At 41.1% G+C, this 18,048-nt stretch carries 15 protein-coding genes and 2 tRNA genes; 7 read left to right on the top strand and 10 right to left on the bottom strand.

What is annotated here, in order from left to right; genetic code table 11:
* Positions 1-170: 170 nt before the first annotated feature.
* The 3 genes from ydiJ to Xentx_RS06485 all read left to right on the top strand — a co-directional run bounded on the left by ydiJ (position 171) and on the right by Xentx_RS06485 (position 4,886).
* Positions 171-3,242: a D-2-hydroxyglutarate dehydrogenase YdiJ gene (ydiJ, locus tag Xentx_RS06495; RefSeq protein ID WP_074019455.1), complete on the top strand. Its 3,072-nt coding sequence runs from the start codon at positions 171-173 to the stop codon at positions 3,240-3,242.
* Entirely contained in the window at positions 3,239-3,652 is a 414-nt protein-coding gene (locus tag Xentx_RS06490) for a hotdog fold thioesterase (RefSeq protein ID WP_074019454.1), read from the top strand. The genes ydiJ and Xentx_RS06490 overlap by 4 nt, the downstream gene beginning before the upstream one ends.
* Before the next feature lie 166 nt (positions 3,653-3,818).
* Positions 3,819-4,886: a L,D-transpeptidase family protein gene (locus Xentx_RS06485; protein ID WP_074019453.1), complete on the top strand. Its 1,068-nt coding sequence runs from the start codon at positions 3,819-3,821 to the stop codon at positions 4,884-4,886.
* 71 nt (positions 4,887-4,957) lie between these two features.
* Here the strand turns inward: Xentx_RS06485 and Xentx_RS06480 are convergent, their stop codons facing one another.
* Positions 4,958-5,194, bottom strand: a complete 237-nt coding sequence (locus tag Xentx_RS06480; RefSeq protein ID WP_047770169.1) for a major outer membrane lipoprotein — start codon at positions 5,192-5,194, stop codon at positions 4,958-4,960.
* A gap of 539 nt (positions 5,195-5,733) precedes the next feature.
* The gene (pykF, locus tag Xentx_RS06475) at positions 5,734-7,143 is read right to left on the bottom strand and encodes a pyruvate kinase PykF (RefSeq protein ID WP_074019452.1); all 1,410 of its coding nucleotides are present in this window, start codon (positions 7,141-7,143) and stop codon (positions 5,734-5,736) included.
* Between the two features lie 355 nt (positions 7,144-7,498).
* On the opposite strand from pykF, the gene Xentx_RS19335 reads away from it, so the two are divergent.
* Complete coding sequence (locus tag Xentx_RS19335; protein ID WP_208607549.1) at positions 7,499-7,651, top strand: hypothetical protein; 153 nt, start codon at positions 7,499-7,501, stop codon at positions 7,649-7,651.
* A 16-nt stretch (positions 7,652-7,667) separates the two neighbouring features.
* Here Xentx_RS19335 and Xentx_RS06465 read toward each other — a convergent pair.
* The 3 genes from Xentx_RS06465 to Xentx_RS06455 form a co-directional block, all read right to left on the bottom strand.
* Positions 7,668-7,744 (bottom strand) — tRNA-Val (locus Xentx_RS06465).
* A 34-nt stretch (positions 7,745-7,778) separates the two neighbouring features.
* Positions 7,779-7,855: transfer RNA gene (locus tag Xentx_RS06460), tRNA-Val, on the bottom strand.
* 170 nt (positions 7,856-8,025) lie between these two features.
* The gene (locus Xentx_RS06455; RefSeq protein ID WP_074019451.1) at positions 8,026-9,399 is read right to left on the bottom strand and encodes an MATE family efflux transporter; all 1,374 of its coding nucleotides are present in this window, start codon (positions 9,397-9,399) and stop codon (positions 8,026-8,028) included.
* A 323-nt stretch (positions 9,400-9,722) separates the two neighbouring features.
* On the opposite strand from Xentx_RS06455, the gene Xentx_RS06450 reads away from it, so the two are divergent.
* Positions 9,723-10,367 carry a riboflavin synthase subunit alpha gene (locus Xentx_RS06450; protein ID WP_074019450.1) on the top strand — a complete coding sequence of 215 codons (645 nt, stop codon included), beginning with the start codon at positions 9,723-9,725 and terminating at the stop codon, positions 10,365-10,367.
* A gap of 110 nt (positions 10,368-10,477) precedes the next feature.
* Here the strand turns inward: Xentx_RS06450 and cfa are convergent, their stop codons facing one another.
* Positions 10,478-11,629, bottom strand: a complete 1,152-nt coding sequence (cfa, locus tag Xentx_RS06445; RefSeq protein WP_074019449.1) for a cyclopropane fatty acyl phospholipid synthase — start codon at positions 11,627-11,629, stop codon at positions 10,478-10,480.
* A gap of 317 nt (positions 11,630-11,946) precedes the next feature.
* Positions 11,947-13,128, bottom strand: coding sequence for a purine nucleoside transporter PunC (gene punC, locus Xentx_RS06440; protein WP_074019448.1), 1,182 nt, complete (start codon positions 13,126-13,128; stop codon positions 11,947-11,949).
* 123 nt (positions 13,129-13,251) lie between these two features.
* Between punC and punR the strand changes: the two genes are divergently transcribed.
* Entirely contained in the window at positions 13,252-14,160 is a 909-nt protein-coding gene (gene punR, locus Xentx_RS06435) for a DNA-binding transcriptional activator PunR (RefSeq protein WP_074019447.1), read from the top strand.
* A gap of 3 nt (positions 14,161-14,163) precedes the next feature.
* Here punR and purR read toward each other — a convergent pair whose 3' ends face one another.
* Both purR and sodB read right to left on the bottom strand, forming a co-directional pair.
* On the bottom strand, positions 14,164-15,189 hold the full coding sequence (purR, locus tag Xentx_RS06430) for an HTH-type transcriptional repressor PurR (protein ID WP_074019446.1): 1,026 nt from the start codon (positions 15,187-15,189) through the stop codon (positions 14,164-14,166).
* Positions 15,190-15,682: 493 nt separating this feature from the next.
* The gene (gene sodB, locus Xentx_RS06425; RefSeq protein WP_074019445.1) at positions 15,683-16,261 is read right to left on the bottom strand and encodes a superoxide dismutase [Fe]; all 579 of its coding nucleotides are present in this window, start codon (positions 16,259-16,261) and stop codon (positions 15,683-15,685) included.
* A gap of 361 nt (positions 16,262-16,622) precedes the next feature.
* Between sodB and Xentx_RS06420 the strand changes: the two genes are divergently transcribed.
* A complete protein-coding gene (locus Xentx_RS06420; protein ID WP_074019444.1) occupies positions 16,623-16,997 on the top strand; it encodes a Grx4 family monothiol glutaredoxin in 375 nt (124 codons plus the stop codon).
* A 71-nt stretch (positions 16,998-17,068) separates the two neighbouring features.
* Here the strand turns inward: Xentx_RS06420 and rnt are convergent, their stop codons facing one another.
* The gene (gene rnt / locus Xentx_RS06415) at positions 17,069-17,728 is read right to left on the bottom strand and encodes a ribonuclease T (RefSeq protein ID WP_074019443.1); all 660 of its coding nucleotides are present in this window, start codon (positions 17,726-17,728) and stop codon (positions 17,069-17,071) included.
* Positions 17,729-18,048: the final 320 nt, after the last annotated feature.

Raw genomic sequence — 18,048 nt, 5'->3', positions numbered from 1 at the left:
CGGTAATTAAATATAACGTTATTTCACTGATTGCTCAAAATCGATAAATATTGTGATATGGTTGAAAACCTGCCTGCTCAGAAACCAGAAAATTGTCTGAGTTACGTTATCCAAGATAGTATACAGATAAAGCAATGTGGATATTTATTAGAATAAGGGGCAATTAGCCAATGATCCCACGTATATCACAAGCCCCCCATGTCAGTGAACTGGCACAGGACTATTTGACTGCACTGAAAGAAGCTGGCTTTACTGGAGACACCGCCAGTAGCTATGCCGATAGGCTGACCATGGCGACAGACAACAGTATTTATCAATTGTTGCCACAAGCAGTTGTATTTCCTCGTTCCAGTGCCGATGTTGTATTGCTAACAAGAATAGCAGAAGAGGAGCGTTTTAAGGCTCTGACATTTACCCCACGCGGCGGGGGAACTGGCACGAATGGGCAATCACTTAACAATGGTATTGTGGTGGACATGTCCCGTTATATGAATCGTATTCTGGAAATCAACCCAGAGCAAGGGTGGGTGAGGGTAGAAGCTGGTGTTATCAAAGATCAGCTTAATCAATATCTAAAACCTTTCGGTTATTTTTTCTCCCCAGAACTTTCAACCAGTAATCGTGCTACGTTGGGCGGTATGATCAATACGGATGCTTCTGGTCAGGGATCGTTGGTTTATGGTAAAACCTCGGATCATGTACTGGGTGTACGTGCTGTTTTATTGGGAGGGGAAATGTTAGATACCCGTCCTATGAGCACAGCATTGGCGGAATCGATTGCCCAAGAAGAGAGTATAGCTGGTCGTGTTTATAAAACAGTATTGGAACGTTGCCGTGAACAACGGAAATTAATCATTGATAAATTCCCTAAACTCAATCGATTCCTGACGGGATATGATTTGCGCCATGTATTTAGCGACGATATGCAGTCTTTTGATCTCACCCGTATTTTGACAGGTTCTGAAGGTACTCTGGCCTTCATTACTGAGGCGACACTGGATATCACGCCGTTACCTAAAGTCAGACGACTGGTAAATGTCAAATATAACTCCTTTGATTCTGCCCTGCGTAATGCCCCCTTTATGGTAGAAGCCAAGGCGCTCTCAGTTGAGACGGTAGATTCGAAGGTACTCAATCTGGCGCGTGAAGATATCATCTGGCATTCAGTGAAAGAATTGATTACTGATGTGCCTGATAAGGATATGCAAGGGCTGAATATTGTCGAATTCAGTGGCAATGATGAACAGAAAATTGATAAGCATTTGCAGGAGCTTTGCTTACGCCTTGATGAATTGATGGAAAAAAATCAGGCAGGCATTATTGGCTATCAGATATGCCATGATTTAAGGGATATTGAGCGCATTTATGCCATGCGGAAAAAATCCGTCGGACTGTTAGGCAACAGTAAAGGTCCAGCTAAACCTATTCCATTTGTCGAAGATACCTGTGTTCCTCCTCAACATCTTGCCGATTATATCGCTGAATTTCGTCAGCTTTTGGATAATCACAAACTGAATTACGGCATGTTTGGACATGTAGATGCAGGTGTTTTGCACGTGCGTCCTGCGTTAGATATGTGTGATCCTCAACAGGAAATCTTGATGAAACAGATTTCTGATGAAGTTGTTCATTTGACGGCCAAATATGGTGGTTTGTTATGGGGAGAACACGGGAAAGGTTTTCGGGCAGAATATAGCCCTGCCTTTTTTGGTGAGGTCTTGTATAACGAACTGCGCCGAATAAAAGCGGCGTTTGATCCTCTCAATCGGCTAAACCCGGGGAAAATCTGTCCACCAATTGGAGTCGATGCCCCAATGATGAAAGTTGATGCAGCCAAGCGTGGGACTTACGACCGCATCATTCCTGTCAATGTCAGGAATGCATTCCGCGGAGCGATGGAATGTAATGGTAATGGATTATGCTTCAATTTCGATGTCAGAAGCCCAATGTGTCCATCAATGAAAATCAGCCAGCATCGCATACATTCCCCCAAAGGCAGGGCGACCTTGGTGAGAGAATGGCTACGGCTTTTAACAGAACAAGGGGTTGAACCCAATTTGCTGGAGCATGGACTGGATCAAACGCGTCCCAGTTTGCGGGGACTGATTGAAAAGACACGTCATAGTTGGCAGGCGTGGCGAGGCGAATATGATTTTTCACATGAAGTTAAAGAGGCAATGTCAGGTTGTTTAGCCTGTAAAGCTTGTTCAACACAATGTCCGATCAAGATCGACGTCCCTTCGTTTCGTTCACGCTTCTTAGCGTTGTATCACAGCCGTTACTTGCGCCCATTGCGTGATCATATTGTTGCTAATGTTGAACACAGTGCTCCATTGATGGCAAAAGCACCGCGAGTATTTAATTTTTTCCTGAAACAACCTTGGATACAGAGAATCAGCCAGCATACCATTGGCATGGCTGATCTGCCGTTACTCTCCTTTCCGACATTGCAGCAGCAACTTGCTGGTCATTATGCTGCAAGGACAACGCTGGAACAGTTGGAAGGCTTATCACCACTACAGCGTGACCAACATGTACTTATTGTCCAGGATCCTTTTACAAGTTATTACGATGCGAAAGTGGTCACCGATCTTGTCTTGCTGGCAGAAAAGTTGGGATATAAACCGGTCTTATTGCCATTTTCACCCAATGGAAAAGCACAGCATGTCAAGGGGTTCTTGAATCGATTTGCTAAAACCGCGGGAAAAACGGCTGACTTCCTTAATCGGATAGCGCGCCTGAATATTCCTATGGTAGGTGTCGATCCTGCTTTAGTTCTGTGTTACCGAGATGAATACAACGCTATTCTCGGTAAGCGGAGGGGAAATTTTAAAGTTCAGTTGGTACATGAATGGCTAACCAGCATTCTGCCGGAAACAATGTCACAAGAGAAAAACGATAATTCAATATCCAGACATAACTGGTATCTACTTGGACATTGTACCGAAGTGACAGCATTGCCTAATAGCGGTAAACAGTGGGCTGATATCTTCTGCCATTTTGGTCATCAATTGAATCATGTCAGTGTCGGGTGTTGTGGTATGGCGGGTACATATGGTCATGAAAAGAAAAATCTGGAGAGATCCATTGGCATCTACAAGCTTTCATGGGCTCCAGCCCTGAAAAATCTATCCTTAGAACATTGCCTGAGTACAGGGTATTCGTGTCGCAGTCAGGTGAAGCGCATAGAAGGAAAATTACTTAAACATCCATTACAAGCCCTATTGGAGATAATGCCGTGATTTGGAAACGTAATATAGATGTAAATACACTTAATCAATTTAATGGTGAGTGTATGGTAAAACATGTAGGGATCGAATTTACCCAACTTGGCGATGATTTTATCGAAGGAACAATGCCAGTTGATCAACGAACTAAACAGCCATTCGGTATCTTGCATGGTGGAGCATCTGTGGTATTGGCTGAAACACTCGGTTCGATTGCAGGTTATCTCTGTTCTGAAGGCGAACAGAAAGTGGTGGGAGTAGAGATTAATGCTAACCACCTTAAATCTGTTCGTGAAGGTATGGTTAAAGGGGTTTGTAAACCTGTCCATCTTGGCCGTTCACATCAGGTTTGGCAGATTGATATCTACAATGATCAGCAACAATTATGTTGCACATCTCGCCTGACAACGGCAGTTTTATCTTAGCTATCCTACCTGTTTTGTTGTTTTTTGTTCCTGTCAGTATTTGGCTGGCGGGAACAGCCGGATAATATAGACTCCTCTTTGATTACTACGAATGAGATAGAATAGTTTTACAAAATAGGCTATTAATTAACCACAAACATTCAAGTATCATTTTCAGGAAGCACGTATGAAGCGATTTTTAACTGTTATCGGCATGTTCTTGATTGGCATGTTGTCGTTAAGTGGATTGACTAATATCGCCCATGCTATCGAGTATCCATTGCCTCCTGCTAATAGCCGTCTGATTGGCAAAAACTCTACCTATATTGTGCCTGATGACGGGCGCCCGTTAGAATCCATTGCCGCCAAATATCAAATAGGATTACTGGCGATGTTGGAAGCAAATCCTGGTGTTGACCCTTATTTACCTAAACCTGGCACTGAGTTAATTATTCCATCACAGATGCTGCTTCCAGACACTGTTCGTCAAGGGATTATTATCAATCTGGCCGAACTTAGGCTTTATTATTACCCAGAGGGAAAAAATTATGTTGTTGTGTATCCTATTGGAATCGGTCAACTTGGGCGCAACACGCCGACTATGACAACGTCAGTCAGTCAGTTGATTAAAAACCCGACATGGACACCAACCGTTAATATTCGCAAGGATTATGCTAGTCGGGGAATTATTTTGCCTGCCGTAATACCCGCAGGTCCAGATAATCCAATGGGGGATTTTGCCCTACGTTTGGCCGCTGGGCGTGGCGAATATCTGATCCATGGTACAAATGCGAATTTTGGCATTGGTATGCGTGTCAGTTCAGGGTGTATTCGTTTGCGACCTGATGATATCGAAGCCTTGTTTCAGACTGTTCCACGAGGAACGCGTGTCCAAGTTATTAATGAACCGATGAAATATGCCATAGAGCCAGATGGTAAGCGCTATGTGGAAGTTCATCAGCCGCTTTCTAATAAAGAGACAGATGATCCGCAAATAATGCCTATCCCACGTTCTGAAGGCTTAGTGAAGTTCATTAATAATCGTGAAACAGATGAATTCCGTGTTGATCAAGCCATTATTCGTCGTTCAGGAATGCCAGTACAGGTAAATACAGGGCTGGCTACCAATAGCCAAGCGGAAAAGGCGATTTTAGGTCCAATTGAAGATACGGAAGAAACGATTACCCCAGAAATTAAACCTGCCAAGATACCGCCATTACATCAACCAGGGCCGATTTCCCAACCTGAAACTTAAAAAATAGGAATGGCGTACGGTGGTACGCCATTTTTTATCAACAATTTCTACTTACTGCCCTACTGTAAAGATTATTTCTTGTATGAACGAACTTGGTTATCAAGGCGCTGATTCGCGCGAGCAGCTTCATCTCTGGCTGATTGTACATCAGAACGAATAGAACTGAGATCACTGCTCAACTGGTCAACTTTAGAACCGAGAGTTTGAACCTGAGAGGCAAGTTGTTCAACTTTAGTTGCGCTTGAGCAACCCGCTAACAGAGTAGAAGCCAGAATTACTGCACCAAATACAACTTTAGTACGATTCATCACATTACCCTCTAGATTAAGTTAATCTCCAAGTAGCCATCTAAGTATTACACAAACTATTTTAGAAAGAGAATAAATTTTTGCTATGAAAAAATTTTTACCATTCTTTATTTCAAAATAAACCAATAACTTTTTTTGATATCGACAATAAGGGATTGCCGAATAATGATTTAACCAGAATAATCTTAACTGTTGAGTGATGTCTATTCCATTTTTATCTTTTCACCATAATAAACGATAGCACCACTTATTTGTTTAATTAATTTAATGATAAAAAGATAATTGAATTAATATTGTTAAATTAACATGAATTATTGTTAAATAAAAAATCCTTTACCCCAAACATAAATGGGGAAACTAGTGAAATATTTTTGTATTGAGCAGCAAATTGAAAGAAAAATAACAGATTGTAAAGTTCACCATGATGATGGTGCACATAGATATAATAAGAAGCCCAATTTGCATAATACAAATACAGACTTCTTTCATGATTTTAGTATTGCCTAAGTTTAGGCAGCCTGTTGTTGGCCTATTTAGTCTTATAGAACGTGAACAGAGGAAGTGTTTGTAGTACCACTTGGTACTAATGCACCGGATACCATGACAACGATATCCCCTTTATGTGCTATACCACTTGCTAATGCCGCTTCTTTACCAATACGATAAAAATCATCGGTAGAGGCGATTTCTTTGACAACCTGAGTGGAAACACCTTTGATCAATAGTAATTGGCGAGCAGTGATTTCATTAGTTGTCAACGCAAGGATTGGAGCATTAGGGAAATATTTGCGGATAGATCTTGCAGACTTACCACCATATGTTGCCACAACAATTAATGGCGCTTCCAATTTTTCTGCAATTTCAACCGCACCACGGCACACGGCTTCGGTAACGCGCAATTTCTGAGTCCTGGTATGCTCAATTTTGCTGCTCATAACGCGATCTGTACGTTCACAGATTGTTGCCATGATAGAGACGGCTTCAACAGGATATTTTCCTTTCGCACTTTCACCAGAAAGCATCACTGCATCTGTACCATCTAAAATAGCGTTAGCGACGTCGCCGGCTTCAGCACGGGTAGGGCGTGGGTTTTTGATCATTGAATCCAGCATTTGGGTGGCAGTAATAACAACCTTACGAGCTGCATTACATTTTTCGATCATCATTTTTTGCGCGAAGATAACTTCTTCTACCGGGATTTCAACACCCAGATCGCCACGGGCAACCATGATGCCGTCAGATGCTTCGAGAATTTCATCGAAGTTATTCAAGCCTTCCTGATTTTCGATTTTTGAAATGATTTGGATGTGTTCGCCACCATGAGCTTCCAGGTGTTCACGGATTTCCAGTACATCAGAACGCTTACGGATAAAAGACGCTGCAACGAAATCCACACCTTGTTCACAACCGAAGATCAAATCTTGTTTATCTTTTTCTGCTAGTGCAGGCAGGTTGATGGAAACATTTGGCAGGTTAACGCCTTTATTTTCACCTAAGTCACCGTTGTTCAATACTTCACAGATGACTTCGGTCGCGGTAGTTTCTTTAACTGTCATGGCAATCAAACCATCATCAACCAATACGGTGTTTCCTGGTTTCAGATCTTCTGGCAGTCCAGCATAGGTCACAGCGACACGATCTCGATTGCCAATAACAGATTTATCTGTTGTAAAGGTGAAGGTTTGACCCGCAGTAAGAGAGACGTCGTTGCCATCTTCCAGTTTTATGGTGCGGATTTCAGGGCCCTTAGTATCCAGTAAGATTGCTGCTTTTTTTCCAGTTTTTGCTACGACCGCGCGAATGTTTTTAATGCGTTGGCCATGCTCTTCGTAGTCACCGTGAGAAAAGTTTAGGCGCATCACATTCATACCAGCATTAAGCAGTTCGGTCAATTTCTCTTCGGATTCTGTTTTTGGCCCGATAGTACAAACAATTTTGGTTTTTTTCATGACAATCTATCTACTAATTTTAATGGATTAAAAGAGTGAAAATCGTTAGCCATTAACATTTATGCCAGCATCATCTGGTGTTTTGAGTTGCGCAACATAGTGGAAAACGGCTAGCAATAGAAAAATGGATAGCAGTAAGCGTCAAATGGTTTTCCAGCGTGAAGCTAAGTATGTGCAGGTATACGAATTTAGTTCGACCAATCATCTGTAATTTTTTCTGGATTCGGTAAATTAATTAGCTGAAACCATTCAACTTATGACATAAGCGTATTATAGAGACTAATTTCTGTGAAATGAATCAAAAAATAGCTCTTGAAAGGATTTCCATACAGAAAAGAGGAGATAGCCATGGTTCATGATTAAAGAAATCAGAGAGTTGTTGCGCAAACAAGATATGATTGAATTTTTAAGTACACAGGTAGATTGGGTAGCAATCCAGTTCATGAGCAAAGAAAGTATAGAATGGAAAAGACTGGAAAAAATTAAAAACAGTATAAGGAAAGTATGAGTTGATAAGTTATACATGGTGCGTCCGAGTGGACTCGAACCACCGACCCCCACCATGTCAAGGTGGTGCTCTAACCAACTGAGCTACGGACGCACATCAAGATTCTTTTTTCTGTCAACCGAATATATGGTGCGTCCGAGTGGACTCGAACCACCGACCCCCACCATGTCAAGGTGGTGCTCTAACCAACTGAGCTACGGACGCAATCTAAAATTCTGTGGCTGACAACGGGGACGAATATTAACGGCCACTGAGCTTTCTGGCAAGGGGAAAAATGCAAATTCTTGTTCAACTGCTCGCATTTACATCTTTTAGCATGAATTCGCAACTTTTTCCCCTTGTATTGGTAAATTAGGATACTGAGGTGTTCTGACTTAACGAGTAGAACGTTTCAGAACATAATGGGTTGGCTGTTTTTGTGTCCACAGAATACGGTAACCCATCATGAATGCTGATGCGGTTAAACCGATAATGAACCCAATCCAAAAACCCTGTGGTCCCATCGGCTTAGTTACATAATCAGTCAATGCCAGGATATAGCCACTGGGCAGCCCTAAGAGCCAATAAGCAATAAAAGTGATAAAGAAAATAGAACGTGTATCTTTGTACCCGCGCAATACCCCTGATCCAATGACTTGAACCGCATCGGAAAGTTGGTAAATAGCAGCAAACAGCATCAAGTGGGAGGCAAGAAGAACGACCTCAGGGTTATCGTTGTACATAAACGCAATGTGTTCACTAAACAGTACCGTGAAAGTCGCTGTCACACAGGCAATAATTAAGCCAACAATAATACTTGTATATGCAGATATCTTAGCGCCTTCTGTTGATTGTTGGCCCAGGTTGTAGCCAACGCGAATGGTTGCAGCTATCCCCAATGACAGCGGAAACATAAACATCATGGAGCTGAAGTTGAGTGATATTTGGTGCCCTGCAACGGCCACAACCCCGAGTGGAGAAACCAACAATGAGACGATAGCAAACAGAGTAACCTCAAAGAACATTGCTAAAGCGATAGGCAGGCCAAGCAGTGTAATACGTTTTTGCGTATGCCATTCAGGGCCTGCAAATTTGTTGAATGTTTGGATATCTTTTTGGGAAGGCGAGTGCTTCACATAGATAAGCAACAATAAGAACATAACCCAGTAAACGGTTGCCGTTGCAACACCACAACCTACACCACCCAATGCAGGCGCACCAAATTTACCGTAAATAAAAATATAGTTAACGGGAATATTGACCAGTAGTCCGGCAAGGCCAATGACCATTGCTGGTTTGGTTTTCGATAATCCTTCACATTGACCACGTAAAACTTGATAAAACAAATAACCTGGCGCTCCCCACATGATGGCATGGATAAATTCCGTGGCTTTTTGTGCCAATACAGGATCGATATTATGTTGTGCTTCTATAATAAATCGGCTGTTATACAGTATTGCGATGGTCAAGATAGAGAGGAAGGTTGCAAGCCAAAACCCTTGCTGGATTTGGCCAGCAACATTTTTTCTCTGGCCAGAGCCATTCATATGTGCCACGATTGGTGTTAAGGCGAATAATAAGCCTTGGCTAAACAGAATGGTTGGCAGCCAGATTGATGTACCAACAGCAACTGCTGACATTTCAACAGCACTAGCTTTACCAGCCATGACGGTATCGACGAAACCCATCGCAGTTTGTGAAAACTGTGCGATGACAACAGGGATCCCTAAAGCGAGCAAACTACGCGCTTCATTTAAATATTTCTGCACGTACCACACCTTTTTTGATTGAAAATTAACGAGAAAAATAAAAAATACTTTGCGAGCAAACGATGTTAATGGAAAATATATCGCTTATAAGCTGCCATATTGTATAGGACTCATTTTATTAATCCAATCATTGCACGATGTTTATACTCAACATGATTGAAGTAACACTCAACTGAAACTAAACTCAATCAAAATAATGTGTTAAATAAAATGATATTTAAACAGAGTAATGTTTAAACAAAATGATGTTTAAACAGCATAGTGTTTAAAAGTGGTGAGTGGGTTAAACTAATCCGCTAGATAAAATTATTAAAGAGGTTCCCATGTTTACAGGTATCGTTCAGGGAAAAGCACCGATAGTTGCTATTGATGAAAAAATGCATTTTCGGACTCATGTTGTTAAATTTCCGGCTGAATTATTATCCGGAATAGAAACGGGCGCTTCTGTTTCCCACAACGGTTGTTGTCTGACTGTAACTAAGATCGATGGTGATTTAATCAGTTTTGATTTAATGAAAGAAACATTGCGTCTAACCAACCTTGGTGAACTGAGGGTAGGTGATTTAGTTAATCTAGAAAGGGCGGCTAAATTTGGTGATGAAATTGGTGGGCATTTGATGTCTGGTCATATTATTACGACAGCAGAAATCGCCAAGATCTTCACTTCTGAAAATAACCATGAAATATGGTTTCGAATTCACGATAAACAATTAATGAAATATATTCTGCATAAAGGATTTGTTGGTATTGACGGAATTAGCCTAACAATTGGAGATGTAGTCAATAATCGTTTTTGTGTTCATTTAATTCCAGAAACATTGGCGCGCACAACTCTGGGAAAAAAACGTTTAGGTGAAAAGGTTAATATTGAAATTGATCCACAAACTCAAGCGATTGTAAATACCGTTGAACGGGTTATGGCTCAGAAAGAACAAGAAAAGTTATTGTTGCAGATTGACGGACAATAGAAAAATATTTCTAGATTGTGCTGTAGATATTTTAATAACTCGATTCGATAAAATATAAAAGCTACAGAAATAGGGTATTTCTGTAGCTGGGGGTTGTATTATGGGGAATACTATCTAGGTACTCTCAATCCTTTTTCAATGCCCTGCGGACTGAATACTATCTGCCATAACTGAATGTCTCTTGCACGGAATGCACCTGCACAAGCATTCAGATAATAAGTAAACATCCGTTTAAAGCGCGGACTGTAATTATGCTCTATTTCATGCCAACTGGTAGTAAATCTCTCATACCATGCCATCAGTGTCCGGTCATAATCAGCCCCAAAGTTGTGCCAATCTTCCATGACAAATTTTCCAGTGGTTGTATTGGCAATTTTAGCGATCGAGGGTAAGCAGCCGTTAGGAAAAATATACTTGCTGATCCATGCATCGGAACCTAATTTATCAATATTAGAACCGATAGTATGGAGAAGAAACAAACCATCTGATTTCAAATTCTTTTTCACTATATTGAAATAATTGTCATAATTTTTAGGGCCAACGTGCTCAAACATGCCGACGGATACAACGCGATCAAACTGGAGGTTAAGGTTTCGGTAATCTTCAAGGATAATTTTTACATTTAAATCTTTGCAGCGTTCCTGTGCATATTTCTGTTGCTCGGCTGAAATAGTGACTCCTGTGACAGATACGCCGTAATTTTTTGCCGCATAGGCTGCCAAACCTCCCCATCCACAACCGATATCCAATAAAGTCATGCCTGGAGACAACTGTAATTTTTCGCAAATCAGGCGCAGCTTATGAGATTGTGCTTCTTCCAGCGTATTGGCATCTTTCCAATAACCGCAAGAATATTGCATATGAGGATCAAGCATGTGAGTAAAAAGGTCATTACCTAAATTATAATGTTCCTCACCTACAATCCAGGCCCGTTTGGGAGATTGTAAATTAAATATACGAGAGATAATTATCTTGAAGATATCTTTAACATTTTTAGGAATACGATGTTCTAAATCTGCCCGTAATACTTTGTAAAAGAAAATATCAAGGCGATCACATTCCCACCAGCCATCCATATAACTCTCACCCAGACCCAAGGAACCTTCTTTCAATACGCGCTTATAGAAGTCAGGATTTTTAACACGTATGTCGAAAGGGCGCTTGCCATTGATATCAATATCAGCTTCCTGAAGCAATTCATGGGCGATCCTATGCCAAGGATTAGTGATTGTTTTTTTACCTTCAACGAAAGATGAACTCATATACTCTCCAACATTTGTGTGATGGAATTTTGAGGTGTCACTTTGTAGCTGATTTTTATTATATAAAACCTCGAAGGTTTATTGGAAAATAATATAGAAATTGTATTAAAAAGCACATATTGCCTATTCATCCTGAAATTAAATAGCGCATCACTGCCTTGAAATACCTCAAATTCCGAATTTTTAGAATAATGAAACCGTATGAGTATATTAGTGAAATGGTATTTAAACAATCATCTAAAGGTCACATAATGGTGCAACCTTTAGATAATAATGTTCTTAACTATTATTTTTTTGGAAGATTGTTGCATTTATGCTTAGTGGCTTTTTTTAATACCTTGTTTTTGCAGCCAATAACCGACAGCCATTGGAATAACAGTAAGCGTCATTATTGTTGTCGTTGATAAAAGGGGGTATTTCATAAATACAGAGACTATCATACTCGCGACAAAACAGAGACCCAATTGCAGGGCATTTTGTAATGCGGCCGCTTTACCACTATCCTGAGGATAAACAGACAGAGCATTTGCTACTGCAATTGGATAGGATGCACCATTCATGGCCGCCATCACACAAAAAGGAATAAGGATGGCGATAAATGAAGGTTCACTTAATACGGAGAGCAAATAAATCATGATCATGCTTACAGCATAACCCACTAACAGAAATGGGAATACCGTTTCACTTTTCACTTTTTCCAATAAGATACGGCAACCATACCCGCCAACCATAAATGCCAGAGTTTGGGGAATATAACTTAAGCCAATATCGGTAGGATCATAACCCATATCTTTCAAAATTGTTGGTGAACCCGTTAGCCAGGCAAAAAAACCTGCACTGCAAGATGCATAGATCAATACATTTCCGCTAAAAACTGGGGAAGTTAATAACGTAAAGAAAGAAACTGCTTTTTTATCAGCGTGAGTTTCGATATTAGTACGCTTATTGTTCAGAAAAAATGTTGGTATTAACAATAATATCGTTACGATCATTAAAACAAGGAAAATGATTCTCCAACCATTATGCGTTAATAGCCATGCGCCTAGCAAAGGAGCAAGAGCAGGAGAAAGGGCAACCAAAGGCATGATCATGGCAAAAACACGTTTGGTTCGTTCTGCATCATATCTATCAACGACTAAAGCCTGCCAAGTCACCGCAGCAGAACAAACACCAACCGCTTGCATAAATCTCAATATCAGTAACTGGATAGGGCCCGTTATCCAGAGCATACCTAAACAACTAATGGAAAACAGGGATAGTCCGATAATAAGAACAGGTTTTCTGCCTAAACGATCAGATAATTGACCCCATAAAAGTTGGGCAAAAGCAAATCCGGCAAGAAAAATGCTAAGGCTCGCACTGATAGCATTAGTTGATGTTCCTAATTCTGCTTTCATTGCATCAAAAGCAGGCAGATACATATCGATGGCTAAATAGCCTAACATGCTTAAGCCTGCGAGATAAGACATAAATGGAATGGAGTTTTTATTTGTTGTCATTATGTTAGTAACTTGGTTTTGTAATGGATAAGGAAATATTGGGTTTATTCTATATAGCATGATTTTTACTTGTGAAACGGTAATATTTGCACCATGCTGTGAAAAAAATTGAAAGGAAGATATATGTGGTCTGAATACTCTCTGGAAGTTGTTGATGCTGTTGCCAGAACAGGAAGTTTCAGTGCGGCTGCATCAGAACTCCATCGTGTGCCCTCTGCTGTCAGCTATACGGTAAAACAGCTTGAAGAATGGCTGGCTGTACCTCTGTTTGAACGTCGTCATCGTGATGTCGATTTAACAGATGCGGGGGCAATCTTTGTCAAAGAAGCTCGTTCTGTTATCAAAAAAATGAATCACACTCGACATCAGTGCCAACAAGTTGCCAATGGTTGGCGGGGACAATTTAGTATTGCGGTTGATCAGGTAGTGAAGCCAGAGCGAACGCTTCGGCTAATTTTGGATTTTTATCGCCATTTTCCAGATATTGAGTTACTTATCTATCCTGAAGTTTTCAATGGCGTATGGGATGCTCTGGTGGATGGACGTGTGGATGTCGCCGTCGGAGCGACACGTGCTTCCCCTGTTGGTGAGCGATATAGTTTCAGGGATATGGGGTTCATGCCTTGGCTGTGTGTAGCCAGCCCTGAACACGAACTGGCAGCAATATCGGGAAAATTGAATGATGATCAAATGCGGCTTTATCCCAGTTTATGTCTCGAAGACACTTCGCGCAGTTTACCTAAGCGTGATACATGGGCTTTGGATAATCAGCGGAGATTAATTGTTCCTGATTGGGATGTTGGATTAAGTTGCTTGATGGATGGACTGTGTGTAGGCATGGTGCCCAAACACCGTGCGCTACCACTGATCCGTAAAGGCAAGTTGATTACACTTGAGCTTGAACAACCATTGCCTGACAGCCCATGCTGCTTGACATGGTCGCAAAAAAGCCACTCACCGGCATTAAGCTGGTTACTTGATTATCTGGGGGATAGCGAAACGCTTAATGCCGAATGGCTGCAAGAAAATTAACCGTCAGCGGCGATAATCGATAAAAGGTCCATCTGCAACAGAGCGCCGTTCAACAAGGCGTGGGTGGACTTCGATAGTTTGTGCATCCTCACGTTTATTGACTATCCTGTCCAGTAACATTGAAAAGGCCATTTGGCCTAAACGCTCTTTGGGTTGGTGGATGGTTGTCAATGCTGGCGTAAAATAGCGGGCATTGCGAATATTATCATAACCGATGATTGAAATATCTTGTGGAACGCGCAATCCCAACTCATCTGCTGCACATATCGCTCCCATAGCCATGACATCTCCACCACAAAAAACAGCAGTTGGACGATGTTTTTGATTCAGGATTTTGTACATGGCTTGATAACCGGATTCAGGTTCAAAATCACCTTGTACAATCCACTCATCCCGAATAGCGATATTGGCTTCTTTTAGTGCTTTGAGGAAACCCTGATGGCGCCCCCCTCCAGTATTTCTTGCTAATGATCCAGGAATAGATGCAATATCACGATGGCCGCGTTCAATGAGATAACGACCAGCCAGGTAACCACCATGAAAGGCATTATCAATAATTGCATCGGTAAAATCGCCTCTGGATTCTCCCCAATCCATGACTACCATAGGAATATTACGATAGTCTTCCAACATACTCAAAAGTTGCTCAGGGTATTCTGAACACATTACCAGCAAACCATCTACTCGTTTTTGCGCCAGCATCGCGAGATAAGCTTTCTGTTTGTCAATGTTGTTATGAGAATTACATAAAATCAGTGTATAACCTTTGCTATAACAGCTATTTTCAACAGATTCTATGATCTCAGCAAAGTAGGGTGCCTCACTTGATGTTGCCAGCAATCCAATGGATTTGGTGTGGTTAACTTTCAAGCTGCGGGCAACGGCACTGGGAGAATAATTCAATTCTTTAATAGCAGCCCAAACTGCGGCCTTTGTATCTTCGGCGACGAAACGGGTTTTATTGATAACATGGGATACGGTTGTGGTCGAAACACCAGCGCGTTTGGCCACATCTTTAATCGTTGCCATGAAAAAAGGACTCCTGACCTTCTGGTCTAATTTATATACCCTTTATCTTTCTCGTCGGGTATAGCTATTTGTTAATCGTTTACCAATATATTTATATACAGGGTGATGGTTGGCAATAATTTAGCGGTAAACTTTGAATTTTGTCTGATCTAACTCAAAAGTGAAAGTAATAATCGATGCTATAAAGAGTATGGATTAAATGTTGCGGTATGATTTTTCGATAATATGACAAATAATCGCCTAAAATTTATGGTGTTGAGGTGTCTTAATTTTCACATTGAGGATGTTCTATGGATACAGATCTGAAATTGGGATTATTGGCCGCCGGTAGTGCATTAATCATGATTGTTCTTCTGGGGAGCCTCTGTCTGAGTTGACCAAGATCTAAAAGAAGAATTTATAGCCCACTTACTTTAAGGGCGGGTTTTCCAGCATGCAAGATTGTGCGAATGAAGGAAAACCTGCCCTTATTATTTCAAGCTAATATAAGATATTAAGCCATATTTTCTTCAACAAATTTCCAGTTAACCAGAGCCCAGAAGTGCTCCAAATATTGAGGGCGTGCATTGCGATAATCAATGTAATATGCGTGCTCCCAAACATCAACGGTCAGTACTGGCTTATCTTCGCCAGTCAATGAGGTTGCGGCATTAGAGGTGTTAACGATAGCCAGAGTGCCATCAGTTTTTTTGACTAACCAAGTCCAACCAGAACCAAAGTTTTTCAGGGCTGCGTCAGTGAATTGCTGTTTGAATTCAGCAAAAGAGCCGAAGGCAGTGTTGATAGCGTCTGCTACTTTTCCGGTTGGTTCGCCACCACCATTTGGTGACAAGCTATGCCAGTAGAAAGTATGGTTCCAAACTTGTGCTGCGTTATTGAAGATACCCCCTTCAGATGTTTTGATAATTTCTTCCAGAGATTTTCCGGCAAACTCAGTATCTTTAATCAGATTATTCAGGTTTACAACATAAGCGTTGTGATGTTTGCCGTAGTGGTATTCCAGGGTTTCTGCAGAAATGTGTGGTTCCAGGGCATCTTTGGCATAAGGTAATGCTGGTAATTCAAAAGACATTGCATGCTCCTTTTTAATATCGGGTTTTTGGCTCCGCAAACCATGGTTTAGACACTAACCATGGGCAGGGCAAATTTAAGCTTATTATCGTGTTACTATTTTGATAATTATCTTAACAACTTTTCTGCTAAATAACAGGGAAAAAGATGCTATTACGCTGCGAACTGGTGCAGAACTGAACTCAACATGGATTGAATACAGTCAGTTGGAGTGAAAATATTTAATGATCACTTGCTGTAAGTCATGGCAAAAATTTGCCATATAAAGTTCACGGTAGAAAAATTAGCGTAGAAAGTGGTATTCTGAATCAATCTTTATCTTATGCTAATAAATAGCGCTTGCAGTTTTTAAGGAAGCAAAAATGACTAATACAAACACTAACACGATTACTGATACAACGGCTGATGCAGTTATTGAAAAAATCGAACGTCAGATCAGAGAAAACCCAGTTTTGTTGTACATGAAAGGTTCACCAAAACTGCCAAGCTGTGGTTTCTCTGCACAGGCAGTTCAGGCTTTATCAGCTTGTGGTGAACGTTTTGCTTATGTGGATATTCTGCAAAATCCAGATATCCGTGCTCAATTACCTAAGTATGCAAATTGGCCGACTTTTCCTCAGCTTTGGGTTGATGGTGAGTTGGTGGGAGGTTGTGACATTCTTGTTGAGATGTATCAACGCGGTGAACTACAAACACTGATCAAAGAGACTGCCGATAAGTATCGTGAGCAGGAATAAGGTCAGTCATTCATCTGAATAATGGCTACTTTTTATAGCCCCATATTTTGACAGGTATGGGGCTTGCTTTTTTAGGATTCGCAGTTAGGGCTATCAGTAGATGGTAGCGGCCAACCACCTAGTCGTTTCCAGCGATTAACCAGTTCACAGAAAAGTAGAGCCGTTCGATCAGTATCATAAAGAGCGCTATGGGCCTGATTACTGTCAAACGGAATTTCCGCTGTGATGCAGGCTTTGGCAAGAATTGTTTGACCGAGAACCAAGCCACTGAGTGCAGCGGTATCAAAAGTAGCGAATGGATGGAATGGATTGCGTTTCAAACCAGCACGTTCAGCAGCAGCCATAACAAAACTGTGATCAAAATTGGCATTATGAGCGACTATAATCGCACGGTTACAATTCGTGTCTTTCATGCCTTTACGGATCATTTTAAAAATTGCATGCAAGGCAGTGTATTCACTGACAGCGCCTCGCAAGGGGTTCGTAGGATCAATGCCAGTGAAAGCGAGAGCGGCAGGATCAAGATTAGCTCCTTCAAAAGGCTCGATATGAAAATGCAGTGTATTGGCAGGTGTTAGCCAACCCTCTTCATCCATTTTTAAAGTAATTGCAGCAATTTCAAGTAAAGCGTCTGCGCGCGCATTAAAACCAGCGGTTTCGACATCAATGACAACGGGGTAGTAGCCACGAAAGCGTCCACTTAGCATATTTTGATCATTTTGATTAGACATCTGATTTTCAGTTCTTAGCTTTAGGATTCTGTTTTTGATTCTGTAATAGCGGATATTATGACAAAATTTGGTGTGTCTTGCAGAAGTAATGCTTATCCGAAGGGGAATTAAAGGGCAATATGCCCTTATTTAAGTAAGTTGATCAGATAAACTATCTGCATTGGTGTTATAATCGGTAATCAGATGACTTATTGCCTGTTCTTATGAAATCGAATATCACCCTGTCTGAACCAGAACGTATTACATTACAACAACTTGCTTTGAACCACATACATCGGGACATCCGTACGCGAGGAACGGGGTTACTCATGCTTGCCAGA

Source organism: Xenorhabdus thuongxuanensis, from assembly GCF_001908095.1.
Lineage (GTDB): Bacteria > Pseudomonadota > Gammaproteobacteria > Enterobacterales > Enterobacteriaceae > Xenorhabdus > Xenorhabdus thuongxuanensis.
The sequence above is the reverse complement of the archived record's forward strand: the minus strand, read 5'-3'. Positions and strand labels throughout refer to the sequence as shown.

Coding starts and splice junctions, on each gene's coding strand:
- sodB (WP_074019445.1), bottom strand. CDS start 16,261: ATGTCTTTTGAATTACCAGCATTACCTTATGCCAAAGATGCCCTGGAA.
- punC (WP_074019448.1), bottom strand. CDS start 13,128: ATGACAACAAATAAAAACTCCATTCCATTTATGTCTTATCTCGCAGGC.
- punR (WP_074019447.1), top strand. CDS start 13,252: ATGTGGTCTGAATACTCTCTGGAAGTTGTTGATGCTGTTGCCAGAACA.
- pykF (WP_074019452.1), bottom strand. CDS start 7,143: ATGAAAAAAACCAAAATTGTTTGTACTATCGGGCCAAAAACAGAATCC.
- purR (WP_074019446.1), bottom strand. CDS start 15,189: ATGGCAACGATTAAAGATGTGGCCAAACGCGCTGGTGTTTCGACCACA.
- cfa (WP_074019449.1), bottom strand. CDS start 11,629: ATGAGTTCATCTTTCGTTGAAGGTAAAAAAACAATCACTAATCCTTGG.
- Xentx_RS19335 (WP_208607549.1), top strand. CDS start 7,499: ATGATTAAAGAAATCAGAGAGTTGTTGCGCAAACAAGATATGATTGAA.
- Xentx_RS06480 (WP_047770169.1), bottom strand. CDS start 5,194: ATGAATCGTACTAAAGTTGTATTTGGTGCAGTAATTCTGGCTTCTACT.
- Xentx_RS06450 (WP_074019450.1), top strand. CDS start 9,723: ATGTTTACAGGTATCGTTCAGGGAAAAGCACCGATAGTTGCTATTGAT.
- Xentx_RS06420 (WP_074019444.1), top strand. CDS start 16,623: ATGACTAATACAAACACTAACACGATTACTGATACAACGGCTGATGCA.
- rnt (WP_074019443.1), bottom strand. CDS start 17,728: ATGTCTAATCAAAATGATCAAAATATGCTAAGTGGACGCTTTCGTGGC.
- Xentx_RS06485 (WP_074019453.1), top strand. CDS start 3,819: ATGAAGCGATTTTTAACTGTTATCGGCATGTTCTTGATTGGCATGTTG.
- ydiJ (WP_074019455.1), top strand. CDS start 171: ATGATCCCACGTATATCACAAGCCCCCCATGTCAGTGAACTGGCACAG.